This is a genomic window from Halomonas sp. BC1, assembly GCF_002078135.1.
GTDB lineage: Bacteria > Pseudomonadota > Gammaproteobacteria > Pseudomonadales > Halomonadaceae > Vreelandella > Vreelandella stevensii.
The window spans coordinates 44,794-70,733 of sequence record NZ_LFGS01000013.1 but is presented as its reverse complement, the minus strand read 5'-3'; the positions used below and the strand labels follow the sequence as shown (position 1 = coordinate 70,733).

Annotated in this window: 23 protein-coding genes and 1 pseudogene; 18 read left to right on the top strand and 6 right to left on the bottom strand. The window is 58.7% G+C overall.

The genetic code is table 11. The annotated features are described in order from the left end of the window. Nucleotides 1-113 precede the first annotated feature (113 nt). From guaD to xdhA, 4 genes are read right to left on the bottom strand one after another with little or no spacing between them, the layout of a single operon-like run. On the bottom strand, nucleotides 114-1,430 hold the full coding sequence (guaD, locus tag B7L72_RS11215; RefSeq protein WP_081194368.1) for a guanine deaminase: 1,317 nt from the start codon (nucleotides 1,428-1,430) through the stop codon (nucleotides 114-116). 1 nt (nucleotide 1,431) lies between these two features. Beyond that, on the bottom strand, nucleotides 1,432-2,301 hold the full coding sequence (xdhC, locus tag B7L72_RS11210; protein WP_081194366.1) for a xanthine dehydrogenase accessory protein XdhC: 870 nt from the start codon (nucleotides 2,299-2,301) through the stop codon (nucleotides 1,432-1,434). Further along, nucleotides 2,298-4,721, bottom strand: coding sequence for a xanthine dehydrogenase molybdopterin binding subunit (gene xdhB / locus B7L72_RS11205; protein WP_081194364.1), 2,424 nt, complete (start codon nucleotides 4,719-4,721; stop codon nucleotides 2,298-2,300). Before xdhB ends, xdhC begins: the two co-directional genes overlap by 4 nt. Beyond that, a complete protein-coding gene (xdhA, locus tag B7L72_RS11200; protein WP_081194362.1) occupies nucleotides 4,705-6,162 on the bottom strand; it encodes a xanthine dehydrogenase small subunit in 1,458 nt (485 codons plus the stop codon). The genes xdhB and xdhA overlap by 17 nt, the downstream gene beginning before the upstream one ends. A 208-nt stretch (nucleotides 6,163-6,370) precedes the next feature. Between xdhA and B7L72_RS11195 the strand changes: the two genes are divergently transcribed. Then, the gene (locus tag B7L72_RS11195; protein ID WP_081194360.1) at nucleotides 6,371-7,021 is read left to right on the top strand and encodes a TetR family transcriptional regulator C-terminal domain-containing protein; all 651 of its coding nucleotides are present in this window, start codon (nucleotides 6,371-6,373) and stop codon (nucleotides 7,019-7,021) included. An 8-nt stretch (nucleotides 7,022-7,029) separates the two neighbouring features. Then, nucleotides 7,030-9,474: an ATP-dependent helicase HrpB gene (gene hrpB / locus B7L72_RS11190; protein WP_081194358.1), complete on the top strand. Its 2,445-nt coding sequence runs from the start codon at nucleotides 7,030-7,032 to the stop codon at nucleotides 9,472-9,474. Between the two features lie 19 nt (nucleotides 9,475-9,493). Here the strand turns inward: hrpB and B7L72_RS11185 are convergent, their stop codons facing one another. Continuing rightward, complete coding sequence (locus tag B7L72_RS11185; protein ID WP_081194356.1) at nucleotides 9,494-9,706, bottom strand: hypothetical protein; 213 nt, start codon at nucleotides 9,704-9,706, stop codon at nucleotides 9,494-9,496. 238 nt (nucleotides 9,707-9,944) lie between these two features. Between B7L72_RS11185 and B7L72_RS11180 the strand changes: the two genes are divergently transcribed. The 5 genes and pseudogenes from B7L72_RS11180 to B7L72_RS11160 all read left to right on the top strand — a co-directional run bounded on the left by B7L72_RS11180 (nucleotide 9,945) and on the right by B7L72_RS11160 (nucleotide 14,530). Then, on the top strand, nucleotides 9,945-10,118 hold the full coding sequence (locus B7L72_RS11180; protein ID WP_016913957.1) for a DUF2970 domain-containing protein: 174 nt from the start codon (nucleotides 9,945-9,947) through the stop codon (nucleotides 10,116-10,118). A gap of 125 nt (nucleotides 10,119-10,243) precedes the next feature. Then, on the top strand, nucleotides 10,244-11,362 hold the full coding sequence (gene coxB / locus B7L72_RS11175) for a cytochrome c oxidase subunit II (RefSeq protein ID WP_081194354.1): 1,119 nt from the start codon (nucleotides 10,244-10,246) through the stop codon (nucleotides 11,360-11,362). Nucleotides 11,363-11,403: 41 nt separating this feature from the next. Then, nucleotides 11,404-13,062, top strand: coding sequence for a cytochrome c oxidase subunit I (ctaD, locus tag B7L72_RS11170; RefSeq protein ID WP_081194352.1), 1,659 nt, complete (start codon nucleotides 11,404-11,406; stop codon nucleotides 13,060-13,062). A 27-nt stretch (nucleotides 13,063-13,089) separates the two neighbouring features. Next, on the top strand, nucleotides 13,090-13,674 hold the full coding sequence (locus B7L72_RS11165; RefSeq protein WP_081135817.1) for a cytochrome c oxidase assembly protein: 585 nt from the start codon (nucleotides 13,090-13,092) through the stop codon (nucleotides 13,672-13,674). Beyond that, nucleotides 13,671-14,530: pseudogene (locus tag B7L72_RS11160) on the top strand (cytochrome c oxidase subunit 3). Before B7L72_RS11165 ends, B7L72_RS11160 begins: the two are co-directional and overlap by 4 nt. Before the next feature lie 4 nt (nucleotides 14,531-14,534). On the opposite strand, the gene B7L72_RS11155 reads toward B7L72_RS11160, so the two are convergent. Further along, a complete protein-coding gene (locus B7L72_RS11155; protein WP_016913952.1) occupies nucleotides 14,535-14,726 on the bottom strand; it encodes a DUF2909 domain-containing protein in 192 nt (63 codons plus the stop codon). On the opposite strand from B7L72_RS11155, the gene B7L72_RS11150 reads away from it, so the two are divergent. The 11 genes from B7L72_RS11150 to pheT all read left to right on the top strand — a co-directional run bounded on the left by B7L72_RS11150 (nucleotide 14,686) and on the right by pheT (nucleotide 25,903). After that, nucleotides 14,686-15,429: an SURF1 family protein gene (locus B7L72_RS11150; protein ID WP_332868313.1), complete on the top strand. Its 744-nt coding sequence runs from the start codon at nucleotides 14,686-14,688 to the stop codon at nucleotides 15,427-15,429. The genes B7L72_RS11155 and B7L72_RS11150 overlap by 41 nt on opposite strands. 4 nt (nucleotides 15,430-15,433) lie before the next feature. Then, a complete protein-coding gene (locus tag B7L72_RS11145) occupies nucleotides 15,434-15,937 on the top strand; it encodes a hypothetical protein (RefSeq protein WP_016913950.1) in 504 nt (167 codons plus the stop codon). A 37-nt stretch (nucleotides 15,938-15,974) separates the two neighbouring features. Then, the gene (locus B7L72_RS11140; RefSeq protein ID WP_081194348.1) at nucleotides 15,975-17,027 is read left to right on the top strand and encodes a COX15/CtaA family protein; all 1,053 of its coding nucleotides are present in this window, start codon (nucleotides 15,975-15,977) and stop codon (nucleotides 17,025-17,027) included. 346 nt (nucleotides 17,028-17,373) lie between these two features. Beyond that, nucleotides 17,374-17,841 (top strand): DUF2489 domain-containing protein, encoded by a 468-nt coding sequence (locus B7L72_RS11135; protein ID WP_081194346.1) that lies wholly within the window; start codon nucleotides 17,374-17,376, stop codon nucleotides 17,839-17,841. A gap of 244 nt (nucleotides 17,842-18,085) precedes the next feature. Next, nucleotides 18,086-18,955 (top strand): OmpA family protein, encoded by an 870-nt coding sequence (locus tag B7L72_RS11130; RefSeq protein WP_081194344.1) that lies wholly within the window; start codon nucleotides 18,086-18,088, stop codon nucleotides 18,953-18,955. Between the two features lie 206 nt (nucleotides 18,956-19,161). Then, on the top strand, nucleotides 19,162-21,084 hold the full coding sequence (gene thrS, locus B7L72_RS11125) for a threonine--tRNA ligase (protein WP_081194342.1): 1,923 nt from the start codon (nucleotides 19,162-19,164) through the stop codon (nucleotides 21,082-21,084). 12 nt (nucleotides 21,085-21,096) lie between these two features. Further along, nucleotides 21,097-21,636 (top strand): translation initiation factor IF-3, encoded by a 540-nt coding sequence (infC, locus tag B7L72_RS11120; RefSeq protein ID WP_081135803.1) that lies wholly within the window; start codon nucleotides 21,097-21,099, stop codon nucleotides 21,634-21,636. A gap of 81 nt (nucleotides 21,637-21,717) precedes the next feature. Then, entirely contained in the window at nucleotides 21,718-21,912 is a 195-nt protein-coding gene (gene rpmI / locus B7L72_RS11115; protein ID WP_016913943.1) for a 50S ribosomal protein L35, read from the top strand. A 53-nt stretch (nucleotides 21,913-21,965) separates the two neighbouring features. Further along, the gene (gene rplT / locus B7L72_RS11110) at nucleotides 21,966-22,319 is read left to right on the top strand and encodes a 50S ribosomal protein L20 (protein ID WP_009097607.1); all 354 of its coding nucleotides are present in this window, start codon (nucleotides 21,966-21,968) and stop codon (nucleotides 22,317-22,319) included. Between the two features lie 156 nt (nucleotides 22,320-22,475). Beyond that, nucleotides 22,476-23,495 carry a phenylalanine--tRNA ligase subunit alpha gene (gene pheS / locus B7L72_RS11105; RefSeq protein WP_081194340.1) on the top strand — a complete coding sequence of 340 codons (1,020 nt, stop codon included), beginning with the start codon at nucleotides 22,476-22,478 and terminating at the stop codon, nucleotides 23,493-23,495. Nucleotides 23,496-23,521: 26 nt separating this feature from the next. Beyond that, nucleotides 23,522-25,903, top strand: a complete 2,382-nt coding sequence (gene pheT / locus B7L72_RS11100; protein WP_081194338.1) for a phenylalanine--tRNA ligase subunit beta — start codon at nucleotides 23,522-23,524, stop codon at nucleotides 25,901-25,903. Nucleotides 25,904-25,940: the final 37 nt, after the last annotated feature.

The window sequence follows — 25,940 nt, the reverse complement described above, 5'->3', positions numbered from 1 at the left end:
CGTTAAATTTGTCGTTGGGAAAGGTCGTTGGGAAACGTTCGTTGAGAAAATTCCTCAGCAAAAAAACACCCAGCCTGTGGCTGGGTGAGAGTGACTTTACAAGAGATCGATTGCTAGGCGTCTCTGCGGTGTTGGCATACGCCTCCGGCCCAGGTTTCATGGATAGCGCGGTCATCGGCGAGCATCATCAATGCAAATAGCCGTTCACCGAGGGTGGTGCAGTGCTGGCTACGTCGCTGTAAAAGTGACGTGGCGTCAGGATCGATCACGATAAAATCAGCTTCGTAGGAAGGGGCCAACTGTCCAATGTGGCTATCCAGAGAGAGGGCTTTGGCGTTGCCGTGGGTGAGGCCATAAAAGCCTTGCCAGGCGGTTAGTGGCTGACCACGCAGCTGGCCTACCTGGTAGGCGCTTTTCAAGGTGCCGAAGCCGGAAAGGTCCGTGCCTGCGCCAATGTCGCTGGCATAGGTAAATGCCATGCCCGTCTCTCGGGCAGCGTCTCGGTCGAACAGGCCGCTGCCCAGGAACAGGTTGGAGCTGGGGCAAAAGGCGATATTGGCGCCGCGCTCTGCCAACCGTTGGCGCATGCCGTTGTCCAAATGGATACCGTGGGCAAAGGTGCTGCGTGGGCCGACGAGTCCTGCTTCTTCGTAAACGGCCAAATAGTCTCGACTGCCGGGAAACAGTTCCGCCACCCAGTTCAGTTCTCCGCTGTTCTCGGCGAGGTGGGTCTGCAGCCATAGGGTAGGGTCATTGCGCAGCAGGGCACCTGCCGCGTCCATTTGCGCTCTGGTCGAGGTGGGCGCAAAACGCGGGGTAACGCTGTAACCGAGGCGCTGCTTCCCGTGCCAGTCCTCGATGAGCCGCTCTGTGTCAGAGATACCCGAGACGCCATCCATCAAGGCATCGGGGGCATTGCGATCCATCAGTACCTTGCCTACCAGCATGCGCAGTTGCCGCTTTTGGCAGGCTGCAAAAAAGGCATCCACGGAGCCTGGGTGGCTCGAGCCAAACACTTGCGCGGTGGTGGTACCTGCGCGCAGCATTTCGCTCAAGAACGCTTCAGATAACGCCCTGGCGTGAGCATGATTGGCGAACTGGCACTCGGCCGGAAACGTGTAGTCATTCAGCCAATCCAGCAGTTGGCGCCCATAAGAGGCCATGATGTCCAACTGGACATAGTGGACGTGAGTATCGATGAATCCTGGCATGATGAGCTTGCCGCGATGGTCGATCACTTCCGCTGCTTTCGGCAACTGATCAACCAGCTCGGCATAATGCCCCGCTGCATGGATATGCCCACCCTTCAGCCACAAGAGGCCGTCAGCATAGTGTTCCAGACTGCCAGGGTGGGGCAGGTTGCCATCGCCGGGGTCATTGGGAAAGCTGATTAATTCAGCGCGAATAAGCGTATCGGTGGGCCAGGTCATATCAACTCGAGTGCGGTGCAGTAGGGGCAAAAAGCGCGCGTAGCGTAGCGCTATCCAGGCCACGGGTCTCGGTGGCATAGGGTTGGTCGGTCAACCAGAGTAACTCCGTCACCACGCTCAGCGCGATGGCGTAGGGGGTTTTATTGCTGAGCTTGGTATCCCTGACCGAGCCGATGGGGCAGCGCACGCGCTGCAGTATCGGCTGGTCGACACCTGCTCGGGAAAGGCGCCCTTTGAAGCTCGCCCACTTGCTGTCGGAGCCTATCAGCCCAATGGACGCAATATCGGCGCGCTCCAGCAACCCCTTGATCAAGGCATAATCCTCATCATGATCGTGGGTCATGACCAGAGCATGGGTGCCAAGGGGTAAGCCTGCCACCGTCTCTCCAACGTCGCCTAGCAAATGACAACTCAAGCGTGCTCGAGGGGCATCTGACTGGAAAGCATCGGTGCGGCTGTCATACCAATCGAGCTGCCAAGGCAGAGGAGCGCTGAGTTTGACGATCTCGCGCCCGACATGCCCCGCGCCGAACAGGGCAATGTGAGCGGTGGCGCCCAGAAATACTTCCAGCAGGACGTTGACCAGCCCGCCACAGCACTGCCCACTACGCCCGCCCAGCGAAAAGGATTCCAGTGAGAACCCCGCCTGGCGCTGGCTCAATAGGGAGCGAGCCTGCTGAATGGTCTGCCACTCGAAGGTGCCGCCGCCCAGCGTATCGAAGACAGCGTGTTCGGTAATCACCATACGTGCGCCAGGCTCACGGGGCGTGGAGCCTGCGCTGGTCATCTGGGTGGCCAAAACATGAGGCGTGCCGTGGCGTTGACAATGGTCGAGGGCGGCATGCCAGGCCATGGGCGTTTCATGGGTCATAAGGCACTTTTCCGAATGGCATGCGCCGCCAACATGACGCGCTCGGGCGTGGCCGGGGTATCCAGACGCGGCGAGCGGCGGTAGTCATCCAGGCTGGCGAGGGCGTCGCGCAAGGCCGACCAGACGCATATCCCCAGCATGAAGGGCGGCTCACCTACCGCTTTGGAACGGTACAGGCTGGCCATGGAGTTAGGATGTCCTTCCAGCAGTTCGACATTGAAGACGCTGGGCAGATCCCCGAAGGTGGGAATCTTGTAGGTCGCTGGACTATCGCTGACCAGCGTTCCTTCACTGTTCCATTTGAGCTCTTCACTGGTCAGCCAGCCCATGCCCTGAATGAACCCGCCTTCAACCTGACCAATATCGATGGCTGGGTTGAGCGAGTTGCCCACATCATGAAGTATGTCAACACGGTCGACCTGGTATTCGCCGGTCAACGTGTCGACGCTGACCTCCGCCGCTGCCGCGCCAAAGGCGTAATAATAAAATGGGCGGCCCTGGCCAGTTGCGCGATTGTAATGAATCAGTGGCGTCGCGTAGAAGCCTTTCTCGGACAGCGAAACCCGATGTAGATATGCCGTCTGCACCAGCTCGCCCCAGGGAATGCGGCGTTCACTTTCGCCGATGCCTGCGATGAGCATGCCGTCCCTCAGCTCCATGCCTTCACGATCCAGCCCGCCCTCGAAGTGGTTGGCGGCAAAATCGAACAGACGCTCACGCAGTTTGATGGCAGCATCGCGGGCGGCCATGCCGTTCAAATCCGCACCGCTGGAGGCTGCCGTGGGGGAAGTGTTCGGCACCTTGTCCGTTCGTGTGGCGCTGATGCGCACGCTCTCCAGGTCCAGCCCCAGTTCCAAGGCCACCACCTGGCAGATCTTGGTGTGCAGGCCTTGGCCCATTTCAGTGCCGCCGTGGTTGATCAGGATGCTGCCATCGGTATAGACGTGTAGCAGCGCGCCGGCCTGGTTGAGGTGCTGGGCGGTGAAGGAGATGCCGAACTTGACGGGTGTCAGTGCCAGTCCTTTCTTGATGACGGAGCTGGAGGCATTGAAGTCTCGTACCTGCTGTCGACGCGTCCAGTACTCGCTGCGCTGCTCGAGGCGCTCGACGAGCGTATGAAGCAACTGCTTCTGGTCGACTTGTTGCCCGTAATGGGTCATGTCGCGTTCGGGGCGGTAAAAGTTGCGCTTGCGGATGGTCAGCGGGTCTTCACCGACATGGCGGGCAATATCGTCCATGGCCGCTTCGATGATCATCATGCCCTGGGGGCCGCCAAACCCGCGAAAAGCGGTGTTCGACGCAGTGTGGGTGCGGGCGCGATGGCCGGTGACCCGGGCATTACCCAGTGAGTAGGCATTGTCTGCGTGAAACATGGCGCGGTCGACGATGGCATCGGAAAGGTCGGGGGAGTACCCGCAGTCGCCGATCACGGTAATGTCGCTGCCTTGAATCACTCCCTGTGAATCGATGGCCAGCCGATAGCGGTTGTGAAAGGGGTGGCGCTTGCCAGTGGCGCGCATGTCGTCACGTCTGGGCAGGCGAAGACGCGTGGCCTTGCCGGTGCGTTGTGCGATGAGGGCAGCAATGCAGGCCCAGGGGGATGCCTGGGTTTCCTTGCCTCCAAAACCGCCCCCCATGCGCCGTACTTCCACCGTGACGGCATGAAATGGGATGCCCAGCACTTCGGCAACCAGCTTTTGGGTTTCGCTGGGGTGCTGGTTGGAGGTATGAACCATGACGCCTTCGTCTTCGCTCGGAATGACGATGCAAGCCTGGCCCTCCAGATAGAAGTGCTCTTGTCCACCAATGAACAGCGCACCTTCCAGCACGTGTTCAGCTTGCTCCAGTGTGGCCTGCCAGTCACCACGCTGCTGGGTGTGGCTGGGGCGAACGAACTCCTCTTGAGCAGCGGCTTGAACGGCATCCAGCTGTGCTGGCAGCTTGTCGATCTGCACATCGGCAAGCAGCATCGCTTGACGCGCCGCCCCCAGGGAAGTGGCAGCCACGGCAAACAGGCACTGCCCTGAATAGCTGATCTCGCGCTCGACGAAGATAGGGTCGCCAGGAAAGACCGGGCCAATATCCGTGTGGCCAGGCACGTCGTGGAATGTGATCACGTCGACCACCCCGGGGGCGGTGCGAACGGTCGCCAGGTCGAGGTGCGTCAAGGTGCCGTGGGCCACGGGCGAGAGCCCCAGAGCCACGTGTAAAGCATCAGCAGGTGTCTTGAGGTCGTCGATATAGAGCGCTTTCCCCGTCACATGTTTTTCGGCGCTCTCATGAAAGCTGGAGGACCCCGCCTGGCGCTGTCCGCGGCTGTCCACGGTATGGCGCGCCAAGGGTGCCGCGCCATGTATACGCTGGTCGAGCTCATGCCGGGCCCGGTGACTGTCGTTGTCGAGTTTAGTGAGCGTACGCATGCAACATGACCTCCTGTTCTGGTGATGAAAGCGACAAGTAGAGTCGTTCCAGCAGATTGGCGGCCACCAGCTGACGATACTGCTGGCTGCCTCGCACGTCACTCATGGGCGCGAACTCATCTTGCAGCGCTTGTTGGGCCGTTTGAAAGGTGTGTTTGCCTACCCGTTGCCCTTCCAGCGCGGCCTCCGTTGCCGGAGCGCGCCGGGGCGTGGCGGCCATTCCGCCGAAGGCGATGCGCACGTCGCTTAACTTGCCGTCCTGCAGGCGGTAGCTAAAGGCACCCAGAACGGCAGAGATATCGTCTTCACGGCGTTTTGAGAGCTTCCACACTCTGAGAGAAGCACTCTTCTCCAGAGCGGGAATAAAGATACGTGTGATGACTTCATCGGCAGCCAGCGCCGTTTTTTTGTAATCGATAAAGAACGCTTGCAGCGGCAAGCAGCGGGTACCCGCATGGCTGGCCAGTTCGAGGTGAGCGCCAAGTGCCAGCAGTACGGGTGGGGTGTCACCAATGGGGGATGCATTGGCGATATTGCCGCCCAGGGTTCCCCGGTTACGCACTTGTTCCGAGCCCAGCCGGTGAAGCAGGTGCGCGAAAGCGGGGAAGTGTGTTGCCAGCAGCGGAGCAAGCCGCGAATAGGTCACCGCCGCGCCGACCCACCATCCTTCCTGCCCCTGAAAGGTCGCTGGCGAGATCATGCTCAGTTCGGGCACGCGAGTGGTATCGATCAGTTGATCCAGTGCGGCCAGGCGCTGGGTCGTTTCCAGCCATAGGTCCGTGGCGCCGGCGACCAACCTGGCATTGGGCAGATCGCGCCGCAGCGCTGTCAGTTCGCTCAGCGACCTCGGCTGTGCAAATAGCGGACCTTCCTGAGGGGCTTGTGTGGCTGTGTCGCCATCCTGCGAGTCAGACAGCGTGGCATCCCACCATTGAGGCGGCTGCCAGTCGCTGGCGTGCATGGTCAGCGCGGCATCACGAATCGGGCGATAGCCCGTGCAGCGGCAAAGGTTGCCACCCAGCGCGGCATCCAGACGCTCGGGCGTCAAGGGGGCAGGTTGGCGCTGCTGCTGCGTATGCAAACTGAACAGCGACATGACGATGCCCGGCGTACAGAAACCGCACTGGCTGCCGTGGCAGTCGATCATGGCGCGCTGCGCAGGGTGCAAGGAGTTGCCCTGTGAAAGGCCTTCCACAGTGACGAGATGCTGACCGTGCAGTTGGTGAGCCGGCGTAATGCACGCATTGACCGTCAGGAACGGTGGCTGATCGGGGTCGCTGCTTTTCAAGGCGACTGTGCAAGCGCCGCAGTCGCCGGAAGCGCAGCCCTCTTTTGTGCCCGTGGCCCCCAAATGGTCGCGTAACAGCGTTAGAATACTGGTCTCAGGGGGCACTCGACACTGTTGACGGGTGCCATTGAGCAGAAACTCAATCGTTGCCATGCCAAACTCCGTTATGATTGTTCTGACCGATTGGTCAATAATGGTGAGCTTGGGACAAAAAAGCGTGGCTTGCAAGACTTTGTTGTCAGCGCGTTTTGATGCCCTGAAACGATGCATAAAGAGCGAAAATGCCCCTTTTTGCAGCGTTGTCCGACGTTGGGCCTGAGCTGATCGGCACAACCCGAGCCTATATCAAGGAGCTTACTCAATGACGCTTGATACCGCTAACCATGAGAGCGCCAGCAGGGATCGCATCGAGCAGACGATATTGAGTGCCGCCGAACAGGTGTTTGCTCAGCATGGTTATCGCGGAGCCAGCCTGCAGTCGATTGCTGACGTCGCGGGTTTGCCCAAGGCCAATATCCTCTATTACATGGGGAGCAAGCAGGCGCTCTATGTGCGACTACTGAATCGCATGATGAAGCGCTGGAACGCGGTGCTGGAAGACATTACCCCTGCGAGTGACCCAGCAGCCGTATTGAGCGATTTTATTCGCACCAAAATGGTGCTTGGTCAGCGCTATCCCGAGGGTTCCAGGCTGTTTGCGGCTGAAATTCTGGGCGGCGCACCTTTCCTGAAGGATTACCTGAACGGTGAGCTGAGAGAGTGGGTCAGTAGCCGTGCCGCTATCATGCGAGAGTGGTCGCGGCAGGGGAAGATGGATGATGTGGATCCTCGCTGGCTGATTTTTCTGATCTGGTCATCCACCCAGCACTATACCGAATACAGTGCCCAGGTGAACGGCATTCTCGGCCAGGAGACACTGGCCGAGGAAGACATCGACGCTATTTGTCGCTTCCTGGAGCATGTGATCTTGAAAGGCTGTGGCATAGAGCGCCCAGTCGTCGCCAACGCATGAGTTCGACGATGCCTGAACTGCCCATCGAGCAACACCTGGCGTCGATCGAAGACGCTCTGGACACCCACTCTCGCCTCATCCTGGTAGCGCAGCCCGGCGCGGGCAAGACCACCCGCGTGCCCTTGCGACTCATCAAACGCCCCTGGGCGCGTGGCCAACGCCTGCTAATGCTCGAGCCTCGGCGGGTGGCGGCCAGGTTGGCGGCAACCTACATGGCTGCTCAGTTGGGTGAGCCGGTGGGTAAGCGTATTGGCTATCGTATGCGCGGTGATCAACGGGTGGGGCCTGACACGCAGCTGGAAGTGATCACTCAAGGGGTGCTGACGCGCATGCTGCAGGATGACCCGCTGCTGGAGGGGGTAGCCGGCATTCTCTTCGATGAGTTTCATGAACGCAGTATCGAGTCCGACCTGGGGCTGGCGCTGGCACTGGACGTGCAGCAAAGCATTCGTGACGATCTCCGCCTGGTGGTGATGTCCGCGACGCTGGATATAGAGGCGCTGCGTACCTTGCTGGGCGAGCATACTTCGGTGATCGAGAGCAGTGGCCGCGCCTTTCCGGTCACCACGCTATATCGGCCACCTGTTGGCGGTGAGACCGCCGCCATGGCGGCGCGCAGCGTCGTGGAGGAGGCCGTGGCGCTGGACGATGCCCAGGACATATTGGTCATCTTGCCCGGCGTGGCGGAGATCCGTCGGCTCGCCCAAGTGCTGGCGTCATCAACGCTGACGCTGGATATTCGCACGCTGCATGGCGGCATGACGCTGGATGCTCAACAAGCCGCACTTAGCCCTGGTACGCAGCGGCGGGTGATCATTTCCACCTCGATTACCGAGTCGAGCCTGACGGTCGACGGCGTCAACGTCGTCATTGACGCAGGCCTTGAACGGGTGCCCGAGTTCAGTGCCCAAACAGGGCTTACGCGATTGACCACCCGTCGCGTCAACCGCGCCAGCGCCGACCAGCGGCGTGGGCGCGCGGGGCGCCAGCAATCAGGCTACTGCTATCGTCTGTGGGCGCAGGACCAGCCGCTGGTCGCGCACCGTGAACCCGAGATGCTGCAGGCCGATCTCTCGCGTCTGGCGCTGGAACTGGCGCTATGGGGCGTTAATTCACCCGACGCGCTGGCCTGGCTATCTCCACCGCCCAGGGGCGCATGGCAGAGCGCATGCGACCTTCTCCAGCGGCTGGGGCTGCTCGACCAGGCAGGCGGGCTGACACCGCTGGGTCAGCAGTGCGGTACCTTGCCGGTGGAGCCTCGCCTGGCCGCGATGCTGGTGCGCTCCAAGGCGGGAGAAAATACCGCGCTGGCCTGTGCGTTGGCAGCGCTGCTGGAGGGCCGGGAACGTCTCGAGGGAACACTGCAGGAAGCCCTGGTCGCTCGACTGAAAACGCCTTCTGCGTTCCCAATCTGGCACCAGGAAGCCAAGCGTCTGGCGGTGTTGATGGGCTGCACGGTGCCGTCACGCCTGAATCTGGAGCCTCTGGAAGAGCTGCTTGCGGTGGCGTTTCCTGACCGAGTGGCCCAGCTCATGAACCTCGGGCGTTTCAAGCTGGCCAATGGCAAGACGGCAACGCTATCGCCGCAGCACCCGTTGGCCAACGAGCCGTATCTGGTGGCCGTTCACCTCGACAGTGCTAGCCGTGATGCACCGATCCAGAGGGCAGTGCCCCTCTCCGAGCAGGTTTTGCGAGCCCTGTATCCGGCGACGGCGACGTGGCACGAACGGGTTGCCTGGCAAGAGCCGCCGGGCAAGCTGGTGGCCGAAACGGTGCAGTGTCACGGTGAGCTGGTATTGGCGGCACGCCCGCTACAGACGCTGCCCGCCGCCGCTGCCGAACAAGCGCTGATGAGCGCTTTGCAGCGCCGCCCTGTAGCCTTGCTGAATGACGAGGTCAGGCGCTTGCAGGGGCGTATGGCGCTGCTGGAGCGTACTTTCCCGGGCCAGTGGCCCGACTGGTCCGATGCTGCGTTGGTGAATGATTTGGAGGGTTGGCTGGCGCCTTATGTGGCCGGTATGACTCGGCTGGGACAGGTCGAAAAGCTGCCCTTCGCACGCTGCCTGCTGGAGACGCTGACGTGGGAAGCGCAAAGTGCGTTTGCCCGCCTGGTGCCTACCGGGCTCAGGGCGCCTAGTGGCAACACGATTACGCTGGACTATCTGCCCTGCCTTGAGAACAGGCCGCCGGTGTTGGCACTGAAGCTGCAAGAGGCCTTTGGCTGGCAAGAAACACCGACCGTGGCCGAAGGGCAAGTGGCCGTGATGATTCACCTACTGTCACCGGCACGACGCCCCCTGCAGGTCACACAGGACTTGCGTAGCTTTTGGCTGACCGGCTACCCGGAGGTGAGAAAAGAGATGCGCGGGCGGTATCCAAAGCACCCCTGGCCAGAAGATCCTTTGTCAGCCCAAGCAACGGCGTTGACCAAGCGCCGCTTGGGCAACGCTTAAAGGTGCCCATGCGTGCTCTTTACTCTTGTGTGGATTCCGGTACTTCTCCGGGGCGTTGATAGCGTACCCCGTCCGCACGCGGCTCTTCGTAGCGTTTGTTTTCATCCTCGGAAACAACCCCAAAGATCGTTTCCTGTGAGCCATCTGGCCACGTGTAAGTGGTGCAGCCCGCCAGGCTCGATAGACCAAGAACAACAACGACACCAGACAGCGTGATACGACGCTTGGGCATGAAAAAACTCCCTAAAGTTGACACATGCTCATGAAAAAGGGGAATGACGAGTGCTGCGCAGTGTGAAGCGCACGATCACTGTTCGCAAGCTAATTTCCTTGGCCCGACATCAGCGCTGAAAAGACGGGCAGTGGCGAGTATCCATGCCTTGTGTCTATGCTAAACAGGCAGCCCGATTTTTTCAAAAAGAGCATTTGGCAGTCGATCAGGCAATCTGAGGCTGATAAGGGGGAGGGGTATGTGGTCAGTCTTGAAGTCGGTGCTGGCAGCGTTGATCGGGGTTCAGAATGACCGCCAACGTCGCCAGGATTTCTCCAGCGAGCGTCCCGGTGCGTTCATCGTGACGGGTATCGTCGTGACGCTCCTATTCGTACTAGTCATTGCCTGGTTGGCCCAGTGGGTCGCTGGATGAGCCGTTGAGGTAAATCACACAGGGTTTGCGTGACGGATGGCATTTGTTTTCTATACTGAGATTGACGTCTTAATCCTGCTTTAATTAAAGCATGGGCGAGAACAACAATAATAAAGGAGGTTTCTATGCCCCCTATGTGGCGATGGCTACTACTTCTGTCATCGAGTCTTGCCGCTGCGCCAACGGCGTTTGCCAGCGGTTGGAATATGCCTGTGGGTGTCACGGACATCAGCCGCGATATTTTCAATTTGCATATGACCATTTTCTGGATCTGTGTCGTGATTGGCGTCATCGTTTTCGGCGTGATGTTTTACTCGCTTTTTCGCTATCGCCACGCCAAGGGAGCCAAGGCAGCCCATTTTCACGAACACACCACGGTGGAAGTGTTGTGGACGGCCATTCCTGTGCTGATTCTGGTCAGCATGGCAATTCCTGCCACCGCCACGCTCAAGAATATGTATGACGCCTCGGAAGCCGATCTGGATGTGATGATTACCGGGCAGCAGTGGCGCTGGCGCTACGAATACCTGGGCGAAGACGTTGCTTTCAACTCCAACATGAGCACGCCCTGGGAACAGATCCGAGGGGAGGAGGAGCGCGGAGAGCATTATCTGCTCGACGTGGACGAACCGCTGGTCTTGCCAATCAATCGCAAAGTACGCTTTTTGATGACCTCAGACGATGTCATCCACTCCTGGTGGGTGCCCGAGCTGGCAGTCAAGCAGGATACGATCCCCGGCTTCATCAATGAAAACTGGGTGCAGATCAATACTCCCGGTATTTATCGCGGACAGTGTGCCGAACTCTGTGGTGTCAATCATGGCTTCATGCCTGTCGTGGTACATGCCATGGAAGAAGAGGAATTCGATGCCTGGCTGGTAGAGCGGCGTGAAGCGGCCGAGCAGGAGGCCATGGGCGTCGACCGTGAATGGGAGATGGACGAACTGATGGCCAGAGGGGAAGCGGTGTACCGCGCCATCTGTTCTTCTTGCCATCAAGCCGAAGGGCAAGGGGCGATGCCGGCCTTCCCGGCATTGGCCGGTAATGATCAGTTGATCGAAGACCTGGATTGGCATATCGATAGGATCGTCAATGGGGTCTCTGGTGCGGCGATGCCGGCTTTCCGATCCACGCTCAATCCCGTGGAGCTTGCGGCGGTGGTTACCTATACCCGCAATGCCTGGGGCAATGACGCGGGTGATACGGTGCAGCCAGCCAGGATCGCCGAGCTGATTGCCCAGTAACACCAGGCTACCCATAACAATGAAAGCAGGCGGAGAAGCTCATGGCGCCCCAACTACCCCCTCAGCACCCGTTACAGCATAGTTCCACCACCCACGCTGGCGGCCATGGCAGTGCCACGCCTGCCCATCACCAGCATGCACACCCGCCCAAAGGGCTTATGCGCTGGCTACTGACCACCAATCACAAGGAGATCGGTACGCTCTATCTGATCTTCTCTCTGACGATGTTCTTTATTGGGGGTATCTTTGCACTGGTGGTTCGAGCGGAGCTTTTCCAGCCAGGGCTCCAGCTGGTACAGCCCGAGTTCTTCAATCAGATGACCACCATGCATGGCTTGATCATGGTGTTTGCAGCCGTCATGCCTGCCTTCACGGGACTGGCCAACTGGATGATCCCGCTGCAGATCGGGGCGCCTGATATGGCGCTTCCCCGGCTCAATAACTTCAGCTTCTGGCTGCTGCCCGTCGCCTTCACGCTGCTGCTTTCAACACTTTTCATGCCGGGTGGCGGGCCCAATTTTGGCTGGACCTTCTATGCGCCCTTGTCCACCACCTATGCGCCGCCCTCCACGACCTTTTTCATTCTGGCGCTGCACATTGCCGGTATCAGCTCCATTCTGGGGGCGATCAACATCATCGCCACCATCCTCAACATGCGTGCCCCGGGGATGCGCATGATGGACATGCCGCTGTTCGTCTGGACATGGCTCATTACCGCTTTCCTGCTGATTGCCGTCATGCCCGTGCTGGCGGGGGTGATTACCATGATGCTCATGGATATCAACTTTGGGACCAGCTTCTTTGATGCTTCGGGGGGCGGTGATCCGGTGCTGTTCCAACACCTGTTCTGGTTCTTTGGGCACCCCGAGGTCTACATCATGATTCTGCCGGCCTTCGGTATCGTGTCGGCGATCATTCCTACCTTTGCGCGCAAACGTCTGTTTGGCTACGCCTCTATGGTGTATGCCACGGGGGCCATTGCACTGCTGTCGTTTTTGGTCTGGGCGCACCACATGTTCGTGGTGGGCTTGCCGCTGGCAGCCGAACTCTTCTTCATGTACACCACCATGCTGATCGCCGTGCCAACCGGCGTGAAGGTATTTAACTGGGTCACAACACTATTTCGAGGCTCCATCAGCTTCGAACCCCCTATGCTGTTTGCCTTGGCATTCGTGGTGCTGTTCACCATCGGTGGTTTTTCCGGGCTGATGCTGGCCATTGCTCCTGCCGACTTTCAATACCATGACACGTATTTCGTGGTCGCTCATTTTCACTATGTGCTCGTGCCGGGGGCCATCTTTGCCATCATGGCAGGCGTGTACTACTGGCTGCCCAAATGGACCGGCCACTATCCCAACGAGCGTTTGGCTCAGTGCCATTTCTGGTGCTCGATCATTGGGGTCAACCTGACCTTTTTCCCCATGCATTTTGCCGGGTTGGCGGGCATGCCCAGACGGATTCCCGACTATGCGCTGCAGTTCGCCGACTTCAATCTTCTGTCTAGTATCGGCGCGTTCTTCTTCGGTTTCTCTCAACTGCTGTTCGTGCTGGTCGTCGTGCTGTGTGTCAGAGGCGGCAAAAAAGCACCGGCCAAGGCCTGGGAAGGGGCCGAAGATCTAGAGTGGAGCGTGCCCAGCCCAGCGCCACTGCATACCTTCGAAACGCCGCCTGTTTTCCATCGGCAACAGGCCCATGACTAATGGTTTGACAGGCGGGAGGGCTCGCGTATGGCGACCAGTAGTGAAAAGCAGGCGGTAGCGGTGAGGCGTACGGTCATTCGCACCGTAGCGGCGCTGGTGGGGATGTTCGCCTTCGCCTTTGCGCTGGTGCCGCTTTACGACGTTTTCTGCCGTATCACCGGGCTGAATGGCAAGGTGGATACGACCGCCCAGGCCATCGTTCATGAGGAGGTGGATACGTCGCGCTTTATTACGGTGCAGTTCATCACCCGGGGGAGTGCGGGCTTGCCCTGGCAAATGAGCGTAGCCACGCGTCAAATGCGCGTGCATCCCGGTCAAACCGCCGAGGTCGATTTTACCTTCACCAACAATAGCCAGTCCCAGAATTGGGGGCGGGCAGTGCCCAGCGTGTCGCCTTCCAATGCCACCACACACTTGCGCAAGGTCAGCTGTTTCTGTTTTCAAGAGCAGCAGTTGCAGGGGCAGGAGCGGTTGACCATCCCGTTGGTATTTCAACTGGCTCGGGACCTGCCGCCGGATATCAATACCATCACGCTGGTATATACCCTCTACCCCGTTCATCGCGTCGCACTGAGTGACGCCTATGAAAGCGTTCCAGGAGGCAGCATATGAGCAGTGGCAGCTATTACGTACCTGCGACCAGCCGATGGCCCGTATTGGGCTCGATTGCGCTGGGTGTGATGATGATCGGAGCCGGTATTCAACTGGTCTATGGCACCGGTATGCCGGTCTTGGCGATCGGGTTGGTGGCCGTAGTGGCGGTCATGGGGCTCTGGTTCCGCGATGTCGTACATGAGTCGATGGGCGGTTTGTACGACGCCCAGATGGATCGCTCGTTTCGCTGGGGAATGGGGTGGTTCATCTTTTCGGAAGTGATGTTCTTTGCAGCCTTTTTCGGCGCGCTTTTCTACATCCGCACCTTTGCACTCCCCTGGCTGGGCGGCGAGGGCGCCAAAGGGGTTTCGGCGCTGCTATGGCCTGGCTTCATTCCCGAGTGGCCGTTATTGAATCCTCCTGATGCTGCCGTGGCAGGGCCCCATAGCGTGCTGAGCCCGTGGCAGTTGCCGCTGGTCAATACCCTGCTGCTGATCATCTCTAGCATTACCCTGACCGTCGCTCATGAAGCGCTCAAGATGGGCTATCGATCAACATGCCGGAATTGGCTGGCGGCGACGGTGGGGTTGGGCATTTGCTTCATCGTCATCCAGGGGGTCGAGTATTACGAGGCCTACCATCATTACGGGATTACCCTGGAAGCCGGTATTTTCGGGGCGACCTTTTTATTCTGACGGGCTTTCATGGCATCCACGTGATCATTGGCACGCTGATTCTGGCCATCATGCTGGTCAGAATCATCAAGGGCCATTTCGCCAATGAGCAGCATTTTGCTTTCGAGGCCTCCTGCTGGTACTGGCATTTTGTCGATGTCGTATGGGTGGGGCTGTTCATCTTTGTCTATGTACTGTAGGGCGTCAGCCCAGTTCGCCTGACCAGAAGCCAAAAATGAGCAATGCCATGAGCAGACAGCCCAGGCCGACACGCCACTTCAGCGAGGTCAGAAGGCGCCGTGAAGCGCCGTGGTCTCGCAATAGAAAGCCAGCACCTGCGGCTAGGCTGACCAACATGCCTATGAACACCAATGCGATCAGTAATTTGAGTGCCATGCGCCGACGCTCCCGTGTCACCTTGCGGTTGTTGGTATGGGGGTGTTTTTGGACCGTGGTGGTCGTTGCTGGTGTGCTATTAGGACTATGGCAGTGGGAGCGTGCTGCTGACAAGCAGCGATCGCTTGATCAGCGTGCCGCCGCGCCCTCCCTGATAGCACCGGTCAGTGAGCCGGCTGAGGGTGCCATGCTACGCTTGCAGGGCGAGTATCTGGCGGAGCATACGCTCTATCTCGATAACCGAATCGTCAATGGACGGCTGGGCGTTGCCGTGCTGACGCCTTTGCGTGACGAGCATGGTCAGCTCTGGCTGATTCAGCGGGGGTTTATGGAAACCGGCAGTAGTCGCGAGCCGCCGGTCTCCTCGACGCCAGCAGGCCAGGTGCAGGTCGTCGGAGAGTGGCAGAGAGCCCATTCGGATGGCCTCCTTTACGGCAACAACCTGGAAGGGGTGAGGCTGCAACGGTTAGATCTGGCTCCCTGGGCCTCGGCGCTTGGGGCGTTCCGTTTTGCCGGATGGGTGCATGCTCACGAGGGGGAGGGTGTCCTGATCCCCTGGTGGGAAGCCAATGTGGTGCCACCGGCGCGTCATCAGGCCTATGCGTTTCAGTGGTGGGGCCTAACGCTGGCGGCTCTGGTGGTGATGCTGATCGGCGGTCGCCGCCTCATGAACGACCCAAGGGTCGAGAGAATCAGGAGTTAACCCGATGTCATCCAGCGCAAAGCGTTTCCCTCGCTTTATCCTGGTGCTACTGTTCGTGGCGTTTGCCGCGCCGGTGGTGATCGCATGGATCATGGTGACATGGCGAATCGGTATACCCACCCACTACACCGCCTACGGGGATGTTTCCGTGACCGCGCCGCCGCTGGAAGAGTGGCCACTAACGTCTAGACTTGAGCCTGGTGAGCAGTGGATGCTGGTGTTCGAATGCGTGGAGCCCTGTGACGCAAGGCAGGATGAGCTATGGCGTCTGCACCGGGCTCTTGGGCGAGAAGCGGGTCGCCTGCAGCGCCTCAGGATCGGCGGTGACCTGCAGATGTTGCCTGGCGAGACCGCCACGGCCTGGCACCGCTTGCCCAACTGGCGTGGCGAACAGCGTGTCTGGGTGCTGGACCCCGCAGGCCGCCCTGCGCTGGCCTACCACGCAACGGCCCCCGCGTCGGATATGCTGAAAGATATTAGACACTTGTTCAAAGTGAACGCTTTGTAATTCTCTCCCGGCGACTGATCAGCCGTAAGGACACGTGATGATTCATTCCGATAAGCACCGTTTGCGCCTGCTGGTAGCGCTGAGCCTGGCCGGTACGCTGTTGACGATGCTGGTCATTCTGGTGGGGGCCTGGACTCGGCTGGTGGATGCGGGGCTAGGGTGCCCCGACTGGCCTGGTTGCTACGGGCGGTTGTTGGTGCCGGATAGCGAACATGCCGCACTGCGCCATCCGGACGTGCCGCTTGACCCCTTCAAGGCCTGGGTCGAGATGGGGCACCGCTATGTCGCTAGCTTTCTCGGGCTGCTGGTGATCGGAACGCTACTCCTGGGGTGGCCATTGAGGCGCCGAGAAGGCTATCCCTGGAAGGTCAGCATCGCGCTGCTGATCGTGATTCTCATACAAGGTGCGTTTGGCGCCTTTACCGTGACGTTGAAGCTCTGGCCGCAGGTGGTCACGCTGCACTTGCTGGGCGGGCTCAGCGTGTTGATGCTGTTTTTTTGGCTTCATCTGCGCATTCGTCGGTCGGCGAAAGGGGTGTTGGTGCCCCCCAGAAAGTCAGGCCCGCTCTGGCTTCTGGCAGGCGCGGCGCTGGTGCTGCAGCTGGCGCTGGGTGGCTGGGTCACCAGCAATTATGCCGGTATTGCTTGCCAGGGATTTCCCTCCTGTAACACCCAGTGGTGGCCGGATATGGACCTGAGCGAAGGGTTTCATCTGACCCAGACCGTGGGCCCCAATTATTTACATGGTCAGCTGCATGCCGATGCGCGCACCGCCATTCATGTGGTGCACCGCTTGGGTGCCTTGCTGCTGGGTGTCGTGCTGCTGGCGCTCTGGTGGCGCTATCGCCGCCAAAGTGAGGTCGTGGGTGCCTTGTCCATGGTCGTGTTGCTGTACCTGCTACAGGCAGGGTTGGGCGTTGCCAATGTGCTGCTCTGGCTGCCGTTATGGCTAGCGCTGCTGCATACCGCGGGCGCCGTGCTGTTGTGCCTGGGGCTGGGGTGGGCCTGGTGGCGCTACCGTTATATGCCTGAACGGTCACACGCAGTGCAGGCGCTCGACGGGAAAGCGTTATACGTGCAGGCCCGATAGTCCAATGATTGACCTTGAAAACAATAACAATCCATCAGGTGATCACTATGCGATACGCAACGCTGGATACCACGTTACCCACCATTCGTTGGGGGGTGTTGAAAGAGCTGGTGTTGGAGCTGGCGCGTATGGAAAGGGGATGACCAAGAAGCGCCGCTACTTGCCTTCTGGTTTTCCATTCGTTACCTGCTGGGACTGTTTGGCGCGCTCTTGTTGGACCATTATACTTTCCTGCTGCCCTCGGCCCTTGGGTAGCGAGGACGGGCAAATGACAAAATTGGTCTACGCTGTAGAAAACGGTGTACAATTTTCGTTAAACTATTTCGCGGCTGAATGAAGAGGTGTCATGAGCTCTACCGTTGCACTACTGTTGCTAGCTGTCGCCTTGATGGTGATTGCAGGACTAGGGGGCTATGCGTATTCCCTGCGCAAGGAGGTAAAGCGTCGGGAAGCTTTTCGTATCGAGGAAGAACAGCGTGCTCAGCAGAACAGCCTTGAAAACCTGGATTACGTCGTAAGCGCGCTGGTGCAGGAGCAGGTGGATATCACCGAAGGCTCTTGGCGGTGTAAGGTGCTGCTGGAAATCGTTGATCCTGGCCTTGCAGAAAGGCCAGAATTTCAAGCATTTGCCGAAGTCTACAGCCGGACGCGGCATCTCAAGACCCACTCTGCTCGCAAGCAATTGACGCCCCGAGAGCGGATGCGTGAAGACAAGGAACGGCTCGAAGTCGAGGCGGAAATGCGTCCTGCCGTACTCGCCGCTGCCACGGCTGTGATCCAGTGGCGCGCCAAAGGTTCCAAAGCGTTGCACTGATTTTTAGTGTCATTGGTGTCAGCTTTGCTATGCTAAACACGTCGGTATTGGCAAGAAGTTGATATCACGGCATTGTTGCCTTCTAGCGCTGAAACGTTAATGATAGGCACCTCGTTCGATTTCATGATGCGCCAAGGCGCCCATCCTGAAGAAGAACAGCGAAAAATGGATGCTCTCGCTAAAAGAAGCATTAGATAGATTTGGTCACTGACCATATCAGCATTGGATCAAGAAGGAGTCTTGCATGAAAAAGTCAACAACTGGCTTGCTAATCGGTTCTGCCCTCGTAGTAGGCCTCTCTGGCTGTGCCAGCTCTGCCTCCCAGTCTTCTGGTCAGGCGAGTGCAAGCAGCGACCGTAGCTGGTACCAGCACCCCGCCGTATGTGGTATCGCCGGTGGCCTGATCGGTGGCAGCATTGGCTATGCTACTAGCGGCAGCTCGGACGAAGACGCTGGCGCGGCTACTGGCTTCGCGGCAGGCGCTGCCATCGGCGGTCTGCTGTGTGCCGATCATACTCCTGAGCCGGTTGCGCCGCAGTGCCCGAGCTACGGTGAAGTGCCTGCTGGCGTCGCGGTAGATGCTGAAGGCTGCCCGCTGGACTCCGACGGTGACGGCGTTCCGGACTACCGTGACCAGTGCCCGGGAACGCCTGCTGGTGTGGCGGTAGATGCCAATGGCTGCCCGCTGGACTCCGACGGTGACGGCGTGCCGGATTACCGTGACCAGTGCCCTGACACCCCGGCTGGCGTTGCCGTGAATGCTCTGGGTTGCCCGGAAAGCATGGTGCTGCGTGACGTCAACTTCGAGTTCGACTCCGCACAGCTCACTACCAATGCACAGCAAGTGCTGAATGGCGTTGCCGAGCGTCTGGTGAACAATCCTGACGTGCGTGTCAGCATCGAAGGTCACACCGATTCACGCGGTTCTGCTGAATACAACCAGAACCTGTCTCAGCGTCGTGCCGAGTCTGTGGCTGCCTACCTTGCCCAGCGTGGCGTAGAAGCTAACCGCATGCGCGCTGTAGGTTACGGTGAAGAGCGTCCTGTTGCTACCAACGACACTGAGGAAGGTCGTGCGCAGAACCGTCGCGTAGAACTGGATGAGTGGAACTAATCACTTGCCAGCATGATGCTCTTTGACAGGCTGTACGCCTGACGCTGAAAGAGAGCAAGAGAACGGGAGGCCATGGGCCTCCCGTTTTATTTTACGAGATGCCAAAGTCTGTTAGGCTGTCGGTCGGTTTTGAGTCCGTTTTTCTACCGTTGATAGCGAAATGTGATCCCTGGTATGGATCACCACTGCGCTCAAGGAATATTTGAATGCCCATAGTGACACTGCCTGACGGCAGCCAAAGAACATTTGATAGCCCCCTTTCCATCATGCAGTTGGCAGAGTCCATTGGCCCTGGTTTGGCCAAGGCCTGCGTGGCGGGCAAGATTGATGGGGTGCTGGTGGATGCCGCGGATGTCATCGAGCAGGATGCCGATGTCTCCATCATCACGGCGCGTGACGACGAGGGGCTGGAGATCATTCGCCACTCGTGTGCACATCTGATTGGTCATGCCGTGAAGCAGCTCTACCCCAATGCCAAAATGGCGATTGGCCCGGTCATCGATGATGGGTTTTACTACGATATCGATTTTGGCCAACCCGTGACGCCCGAAGATCTGGAAGCGATCGAGAAGCGTATGCAGGCGTTGATCGATCGGGAGTACGACGTAGTGCGTGAATACGTCGATAGCGCCAAGGCCATGGCCACTTTCGAGCAGCGTGACGAGCCCTATAAGCAGGAAATTATCCGCGACATTCCTGACGGTACCGCTATCCGCCTGTATCACCATGAAGAGTATACGGACATGTGTCGGGGGCCTCACGTCCCGAACACCCGGCATCTGAAAGCTTTCAAATTGACCAAGCTGGCAGGTGCCTACTGGCGGGGGGACGCTTCCAACCCGATGCTTACGCGTATTTACGGTACGGCCTGGGGTGATAAAAAGCAGCTCAAGGCTTACCTGAAGCGGCTGGAGGAAGCTGAGAAGCGCGACCACCGTAAATTGGCGCGCAAAATGGACCTCTTCCATCTGCAGGAAGAAGCCCCGGGCATGGTGTTCTGGCACCCCAATGGCTGGACCATGTATCAGGCGCTTGAAGAGTACATGCGTAATGTGCAGCGGGCGCATGGCTATCAGGAGATCAAGACACCCCAAGTGGTCGATCTTTCGCTGTGGAAAAAATCTGGCCACTGGGGGCACTACAGTGAGCTGATGTTCACCACCGAGTCCGAGAAGCGTGAGTACGCGGTCAAGCCGATGAACTGTCCTTGCCATGTGCAGGTGTTCAATCAGGGCCTGAAGAGCTACCGCGACCTGCCTTTGCGCCTGGCCGAGTTTGGTAGCTGCCATCGTAATGAACCCTCTGGGTCACTGCATGGTCTGATGCGCGTGCGCGGGTTTACCCAGGACGATGCACACATCTTCTGCACCGAGAAGCAGATTCAGGCAGAAGCCGAAGCGTTCATTGCGTTGACGTTGCAAGTCTACAAGACGCTGGGGTTCGATGACGTCGAGTTGAAGCTGTCCACGCGCCCTGAAGACTTCCTTGGTGAAGCAGAGATGTGGGATCGCGCCGAGCAGGGCCTGGAAGCTGCCTTGAATGCCACGGGGCTTGAGTGGGAGTTGCAGCCGGGTGAGGGGGCTTTTTATGGTCCCAAAATCGAGTTTGCGCTGCGCGACTGTCTGAACCGAGTGTGGCAGTGCGGCACCCTGCAGCTGGACTTCAACCTGCCGGGCCGTTTGGGCGCCCAGTACGTGGATGAAGACGGGGCGCGCAAGACGCCGGTCATGTTGCACCGTGCCATTCTGGGCTCTTTCGAACGTTTCCTGGGTATTTTGATTGAGCACTACGCAGGTGCTATGCCATTATGGTTGGCCCCGCAGCAAGCGGTGTTGATGACGATTACCGATGCACAGCGCGATTTTGCTCTGGAAGTGGAGCGTCGGCTGCAAAAAAATGGCTTACGGGTCAAGGCGGACTTGAGGAACGAGAAGATCGGCTTTAAAATCCGTGAGCATACATTACAGAAAGTTCCCTATCTTCTGGTGGTAGGAGATAAGGAAGTAGAAGCTGACTCAGTGGCCGTGCGTACTCGCAGCGGCGAAAATCTCGGCACCATGACCATCGATGAGTTCATCGAAAAGTTCAGTGCAGAGAGAGCAGCCCTGGCGACATCGTCAATTGCCTAAGGAGACAGAGCAATCAAGCGAAGCAATCAGCGCGGGCGTCCACAAGATAAACGCCCACCAATGAACGAGCGGATCACCGAAGAAGAAGTACGTTTAATCGATGCCGAAGGCGAGCAGTTGGGCGTAGTGCCCACCTCCGAGGCTCTTGAGCGTGCAGAAGCGGCAGGTCTGGATCTCGTGCAAATTTCGAATGCCGACCCCATCGTCTGTAAGATCATGGATTACGGTAAATTCGTTTTTGAGACCAAGAAGCAGAAAGCGGCTCAAAAGAAAAAGCAGAAGCAAATCCAGGTCAAGGAAGTCAAATTCCGTCCTGGCACCGACGAGGGCGATTATCAGGTCAAGCTTAAAAACCTGATTCGCTTCCTGGAAGGTGGTGACAAAGGCAAGGTCACATTGCGCTTCCGTGGTCGTGAAATGGCGCATCAGGACATCGGCCGCAAGCTGATGGAGCGAATCGCGGCAGACCTGGAAGAGATCGGAGCGGTGGAGTCTTTCCCGAAAATGGAAGGCCGCCAGATGATCATGATCCTTGCCCCGAAAAAGAAGTGATCCAACGGCGTTGTTAACGGGCCAGCGCGTGTGCGCTGGTCGGCCCTGGGTTTTCTAAAAAATATCGAGCGGAGTTATCTCATGCCGAAAATCAAAAGCAACAGCGGCGCTGCCAAGCGCTTCAAAAAGACCGCTAACGGCTTCAAGCACAAGCAGTCTTTCCGTAGCCACATCTTGACCAAGAAGTCGACCAAGCGTAAGCGTCAGCTGCGTGGCATGAAGCAAGTACATGCTGCCGACAAAGCGCTGATTCAGCGCATGCTGCCGAACCTGTAAGGTCGAATTTTCTTATCTGAGTATTGACTCAGTCATAAAGTCAGGAGTGTGTTATGACCCGTGTTAAGCGTGGCGTAGTTGCCCGTCGTCGCCATAAAAAAGTTCTGAAGCAGGCCAAAGGTTACTACGGTGCCCGTTCGCGTGTTTTCCGCGTAGCCAAGCAGGCTGTCATCAAGGCCGGTCAGTACGCCTACCGTGACCGTCGCAACCGCAAGCGCCAATTCCGCGCTCTGTGGATTCAGCGTATCAACGCTGGTGCACGTATCAACGGCATGTCTTACAGCCGCTTTGTCGGTGGCCTGAAGAAAGCCGGTATTGAAATTGACCGTAAAGTATTGGCTGACCTGGCTGTACACGAGAAAGCCGCTTTTGCTGCTATCGTGGAAAAAGCCAAGGCTGCCCAATAAGGCACTTCTCGCTGGGCTAGCCTGGCGTGAAATGCCCGTGGTCATTTCAGTGTGACCCATGCAGGGGAAGAGCAGCCGCTCTTCCCCTGTTTTTTGTCACCTTCTACATGCCAGCCATCCCCGTGGATGGAGCCGCTTAATTCGGAGTGAAATCGGATGGACCACCTTCCTACTCTGGTGTCAGAGGCCCGCGAAGCTATCCAGGCTGCGCAGAGTGTCTCGGCGCTGGATGAGCTACGCGTTCGTTACCTGGGCAAGAAAGGCGAAGTAACCGCCTTGCTGAAAGGGTTGGGTAAATTGTCGGCGGAAGAGCGCCCAGCCGCAGGCGAGCAGATCAATCAGGCCAAGCAGACCCTGTCGGCGGAGATCGACGCCAAACGCCAGCAGCTGGAAAATGCCGCCCTTGATGCGCGCCTGGCAGCAGAGCGTATCGATGTCACTCTGCCAGGGCGTGGGCAAGCTAGCGGGGGGCTGCATCCCGTGACGCGAACCCTGGAGCGTATCGAAGGGCTGTTTACCAGGGTTGGCTACGATGTGGCGGTAGGGCCTGAAATCGAGGACGACTACCACAACTTCGAAGCACTCAATATTCCGGCTCACCATCCTGCGCGGGGCATGGCGGATACGTTTTATTTCGATGCGACGCGGTTGTTGCGTACTCACACGTCGCCCGTGCAAGTGCGTACCATGAAAAGTAGCGAGCCGCCCATCCGGATCGTTTGCCCGGGGCGCGTTTATCGCAGCGATTCTGATCTGACCCACACGCCCATGTTCCACCAGGTAGAAGGGCTGCTGGTGGATGAAGGCGTCAGTTTTGCCGACTTGAAGGGCACTATCGAAGATTTTCTACAGGCGTTTTTCGAGCGTGACGACCTGTCGGTGCGCTTCCGTCCTTCCTATTTTCCTTTTACCGAGCCCTCGGCGGAAGTCGATATTCAGTGTGTGATGTGCAGCGGTGAAGGGTGTCGTGTCTGCTCTCACAGTGGCTGGCTGGAAGTCATGGGTTGCGGCATGGTGCATCCTGAGGTCTTTCGCCATTCGGGAATCGATACCGAGCGCTATACCGGATTTGCGTTCGGCATGGGCGCCGAGCGTCTGGCCATGTTGCGCTATGGGGTCAATGACCTACGCCTATTCTTCGAGAACGATTTGCGCTTCCTGCGCCAATTCACCTGATACTGCTGCTTACGACGGGAAAAATTATGAAGTTTTCAGAACAGTGGCTGCGTGAATGGGTCTCTCCGCAGTTGGATGCGCAAGCCATTGCCGATCAGATCACCATGGCAGGGCTTGAAGTCGACGCGGTCGAGGCCGTTGCTGCTGCTTTTAGTGGTGTCGTCGTTGCCGAAGTGCTGAGTAAAGAGAAGCACCCGGATGCCGATAAGCTGAATGTGTGCAGCGTGAATGATGGCACCGGTGCGCCTGTCCAGGTGGTGTGTGGTGCCGCCAACGTGGCAGTCGGTCAGAAAATTCCTTTTGCCCAGGTGGGCGGAGTGCTGCCGGGCGACTTCAAGATCAAGAAGGCCAAGCTGCGTGGTGTCGAATCCAACGGCATGATCTGCTCGGCGTCCGAGCTGGGGTTGGAGGAAGAGACCTCGCCAGGTATTCTGGTGCTCTCCGAGGCCGCGCCGGTCGGCGTCAGCTTCCGCGAGTACATGCAGCTGGACGACATGACCATCGAGGTCGATCTGACGCCTAACCGCGGTGACTGCCTGAGTATCAAAGGATTGGCGCGCGAGGTAGGGGTGTTGAATCGGCTGGCTGTCAGCGGTCCGCAGATGACGCCGGTGCCCGCCACGATCGACGATACTTTCCCGGTGCGCGTGGATGCCGTAGAGCAGTGCCCCCGCTATCTGGGGCGTGTTATCAAGGGTGTCGATGTTCAGGTGGAGACGCCGCTATGGATGGTAGAGCGACTGCGTCGCAGTGGCGTGCGCTCGATCGATCCGGTCGTCGATGTCACCAACTACGTTATGCTAGAGCTGGGCCAGCCGTTGCATGCCTTTGACCGCGACAACCTTCATGGCGGGATTTGCGTGCGCATGGCGCAGCCATCCGAGCGACTGACCTTACTGGACGGGCAGGACGTAGCGCTGCGTCAGGATACGCTGTTGATTGCTGATGAGCGTGGGCCTCTGGCCATGGCCGGCGTCATGGGTGGGGAGAACTCTGGCGTCAACGAGCAGACGCACACTATTTTCCTGGAGTCGGCGTTTTTCGCGCCGTTGGCGATTGCTGGCAAGGCACGCTCTTATGGCCTCCATACGGATGCCTCGCACCGCTATGAGCGTGGGGTGGACCCTGAGCTGGCCAGCGTGGCCATCGAGCGGGCGACCCAGCTACTGCTGGAAATTTGCGGTGGCCAGGCAGGTCCGGTAACGGAGGCGGTTCACCAGCAGGCGTTGCCTGCAGCGAAGACCATCATGCTGCGTGAAGCGCGGCTCGAAGCGGCGCTTTCCAAGCAGCTGCCGGGCGATGAAGTGAGCGATATTCTCGAGCGCCTGGGGCTGCAAGTGGAGCGCTTGGCCGAGGGTTGGAAGGTCAAGGCAGCCAGCTGGCGTTTTGACATTGCCATCGAGGAAGACCTCATCGAAGAGGTCGCCCGTGTGCATGGTTACAACAATCTGCCCGTCCGCCGACCAGCAGCTCGCCTGGCGCTGCGTCCTGCCAACGAGTCGACCCTGACGCTGGCGCGTCTGCGTAACCAGCTGGTGGCTCGTGGTTACCAGGAAGCGGTGACGTATAGCTTCGTGGCGCCAGACCTTCAGGCGGCACTGCTGCCCGACGCCGTATCACCCGTATTGGCCAACCCGATTTCGGCGGATCTTTCCGTCATGCGAGCCAGCCTGTTTCCGGGGCTGGTAAGGGCGCTGGAGCACAACCTCAATCGCCAGCAGTCGCGCGTTCGTCTCTTCGAGACGGGGCTGGTGTTCAATGGCCCGCTGGACGATCTTTCTCAAGTGCCCATGATGGGGGCGCTGGTGTGCGGTGGGCGTGAGGCCGAGGGCTGGAGTGGCGGTAAGGAAGCCGTCGACTTCTATGATCTCAAGGGTGACCTTGAGAGTGTGCTGGCACTCGGGGGGGCGGCAGAAGATTGGCGCTTCGAACCTGGCGAGCACTCGGCTTTGCATCCGGGGCAGACGGCCAGGGTGCTGCATAAAGGGAAGCCGGTTGGGTGGATTGGAACGCTGCATCCTCAGGTGCGTGCCAAATTGGGCCTGAAAGTGGATGCCGTGCTGTTTGAAGTACGGCTGGACGCCTTGAGTCAAGGTGCGATTCCCACCTTCGAACCGCTCTCCCGCTACCCGGAAGTTCGTCGCGACCTGGCGTTCACGGTCAAGGAAGAGACGCCCGTTCAGGCGCTGCTCGACTGTGCAAAGTCACAGGCGGGGGAAAGCTTGAAAGACATCAAGCTGTTTGATGTCTATGCTGGTAAGGGCGTTGCCGAAGGTTACAAGAGCATTGCGTTGGGCTTGACCTGGCAACACGCATCGCGCACGCTAAATGATGAAGAAATCAACCAGTTGGTTGATGCCATTGTGACTACCGTGCGTACCGAGCTGAACGCTGATCTGCGCGGTTGATGACGCCATGCCATGATATGACGCTTACCACGATCCT

Excerpts from the sequence above, each read along its gene's own strand:
- guaD (WP_081194368.1), bottom strand. The coding sequence starts at position 1,430 with ATGACCTGGCCCACCGATACGCTTATTCGCGCTGAATTAATCAGCTTT.
- xdhC (WP_081194366.1), bottom strand. The coding sequence starts at position 2,301 with ATGACCCATGAAACGCCCATGGCCTGGCATGCCGCCCTCGACCATTGT.
- xdhB (WP_081194364.1), bottom strand. The coding sequence starts at position 4,721 with ATGCGTACGCTCACTAAACTCGACAACGACAGTCACCGGGCCCGGCAT.
- xdhA (WP_081194362.1), bottom strand. The coding sequence starts at position 6,162 with ATGGCAACGATTGAGTTTCTGCTCAATGGCACCCGTCAACAGTGTCGA.
- B7L72_RS11195 (WP_081194360.1), top strand. The coding sequence starts at position 6,371 with ATGACGCTTGATACCGCTAACCATGAGAGCGCCAGCAGGGATCGCATC.
- hrpB (WP_081194358.1), top strand. The coding sequence starts at position 7,030 with ATGCCTGAACTGCCCATCGAGCAACACCTGGCGTCGATCGAAGACGCT.
- B7L72_RS11185 (WP_081194356.1), bottom strand. The coding sequence starts at position 9,706 with ATGCCCAAGCGTCGTATCACGCTGTCTGGTGTCGTTGTTGTTCTTGGT.
- B7L72_RS11180 (WP_016913957.1), top strand. The coding sequence starts at position 9,945 with ATGTGGTCAGTCTTGAAGTCGGTGCTGGCAGCGTTGATCGGGGTTCAG.
- coxB (WP_081194354.1), top strand. The coding sequence starts at position 10,244 with ATGCCCCCTATGTGGCGATGGCTACTACTTCTGTCATCGAGTCTTGCC.
- ctaD (WP_081194352.1), top strand. The coding sequence starts at position 11,404 with ATGGCGCCCCAACTACCCCCTCAGCACCCGTTACAGCATAGTTCCACC.
- B7L72_RS11165 (WP_081135817.1), top strand. The coding sequence starts at position 13,090 with ATGGCGACCAGTAGTGAAAAGCAGGCGGTAGCGGTGAGGCGTACGGTC.
- B7L72_RS11150 (WP_332868313.1), top strand. The coding sequence starts at position 14,686 with ATGCCTATGAACACCAATGCGATCAGTAATTTGAGTGCCATGCGCCGA.
- B7L72_RS11155 (WP_016913952.1), bottom strand. The coding sequence starts at position 14,726 with ATGGCACTCAAATTACTGATCGCATTGGTGTTCATAGGCATGTTGGTC.
- B7L72_RS11145 (WP_016913950.1), top strand. The coding sequence starts at position 15,434 with ATGTCATCCAGCGCAAAGCGTTTCCCTCGCTTTATCCTGGTGCTACTG.
- B7L72_RS11140 (WP_081194348.1), top strand. The coding sequence starts at position 15,975 with ATGATTCATTCCGATAAGCACCGTTTGCGCCTGCTGGTAGCGCTGAGC.
- B7L72_RS11135 (WP_081194346.1), top strand. The coding sequence starts at position 17,374 with ATGAGCTCTACCGTTGCACTACTGTTGCTAGCTGTCGCCTTGATGGTG.
- B7L72_RS11130 (WP_081194344.1), top strand. The coding sequence starts at position 18,086 with ATGAAAAAGTCAACAACTGGCTTGCTAATCGGTTCTGCCCTCGTAGTA.
- thrS (WP_081194342.1), top strand. The coding sequence starts at position 19,162 with ATGCCCATAGTGACACTGCCTGACGGCAGCCAAAGAACATTTGATAGC.
- rpmI (WP_016913943.1), top strand. The coding sequence starts at position 21,718 with ATGCCGAAAATCAAAAGCAACAGCGGCGCTGCCAAGCGCTTCAAAAAG.
- rplT (WP_009097607.1), top strand. The coding sequence starts at position 21,966 with ATGACCCGTGTTAAGCGTGGCGTAGTTGCCCGTCGTCGCCATAAAAAA.
- pheS (WP_081194340.1), top strand. The coding sequence starts at position 22,476 with ATGGACCACCTTCCTACTCTGGTGTCAGAGGCCCGCGAAGCTATCCAG.
- pheT (WP_081194338.1), top strand. The coding sequence starts at position 23,522 with ATGAAGTTTTCAGAACAGTGGCTGCGTGAATGGGTCTCTCCGCAGTTG.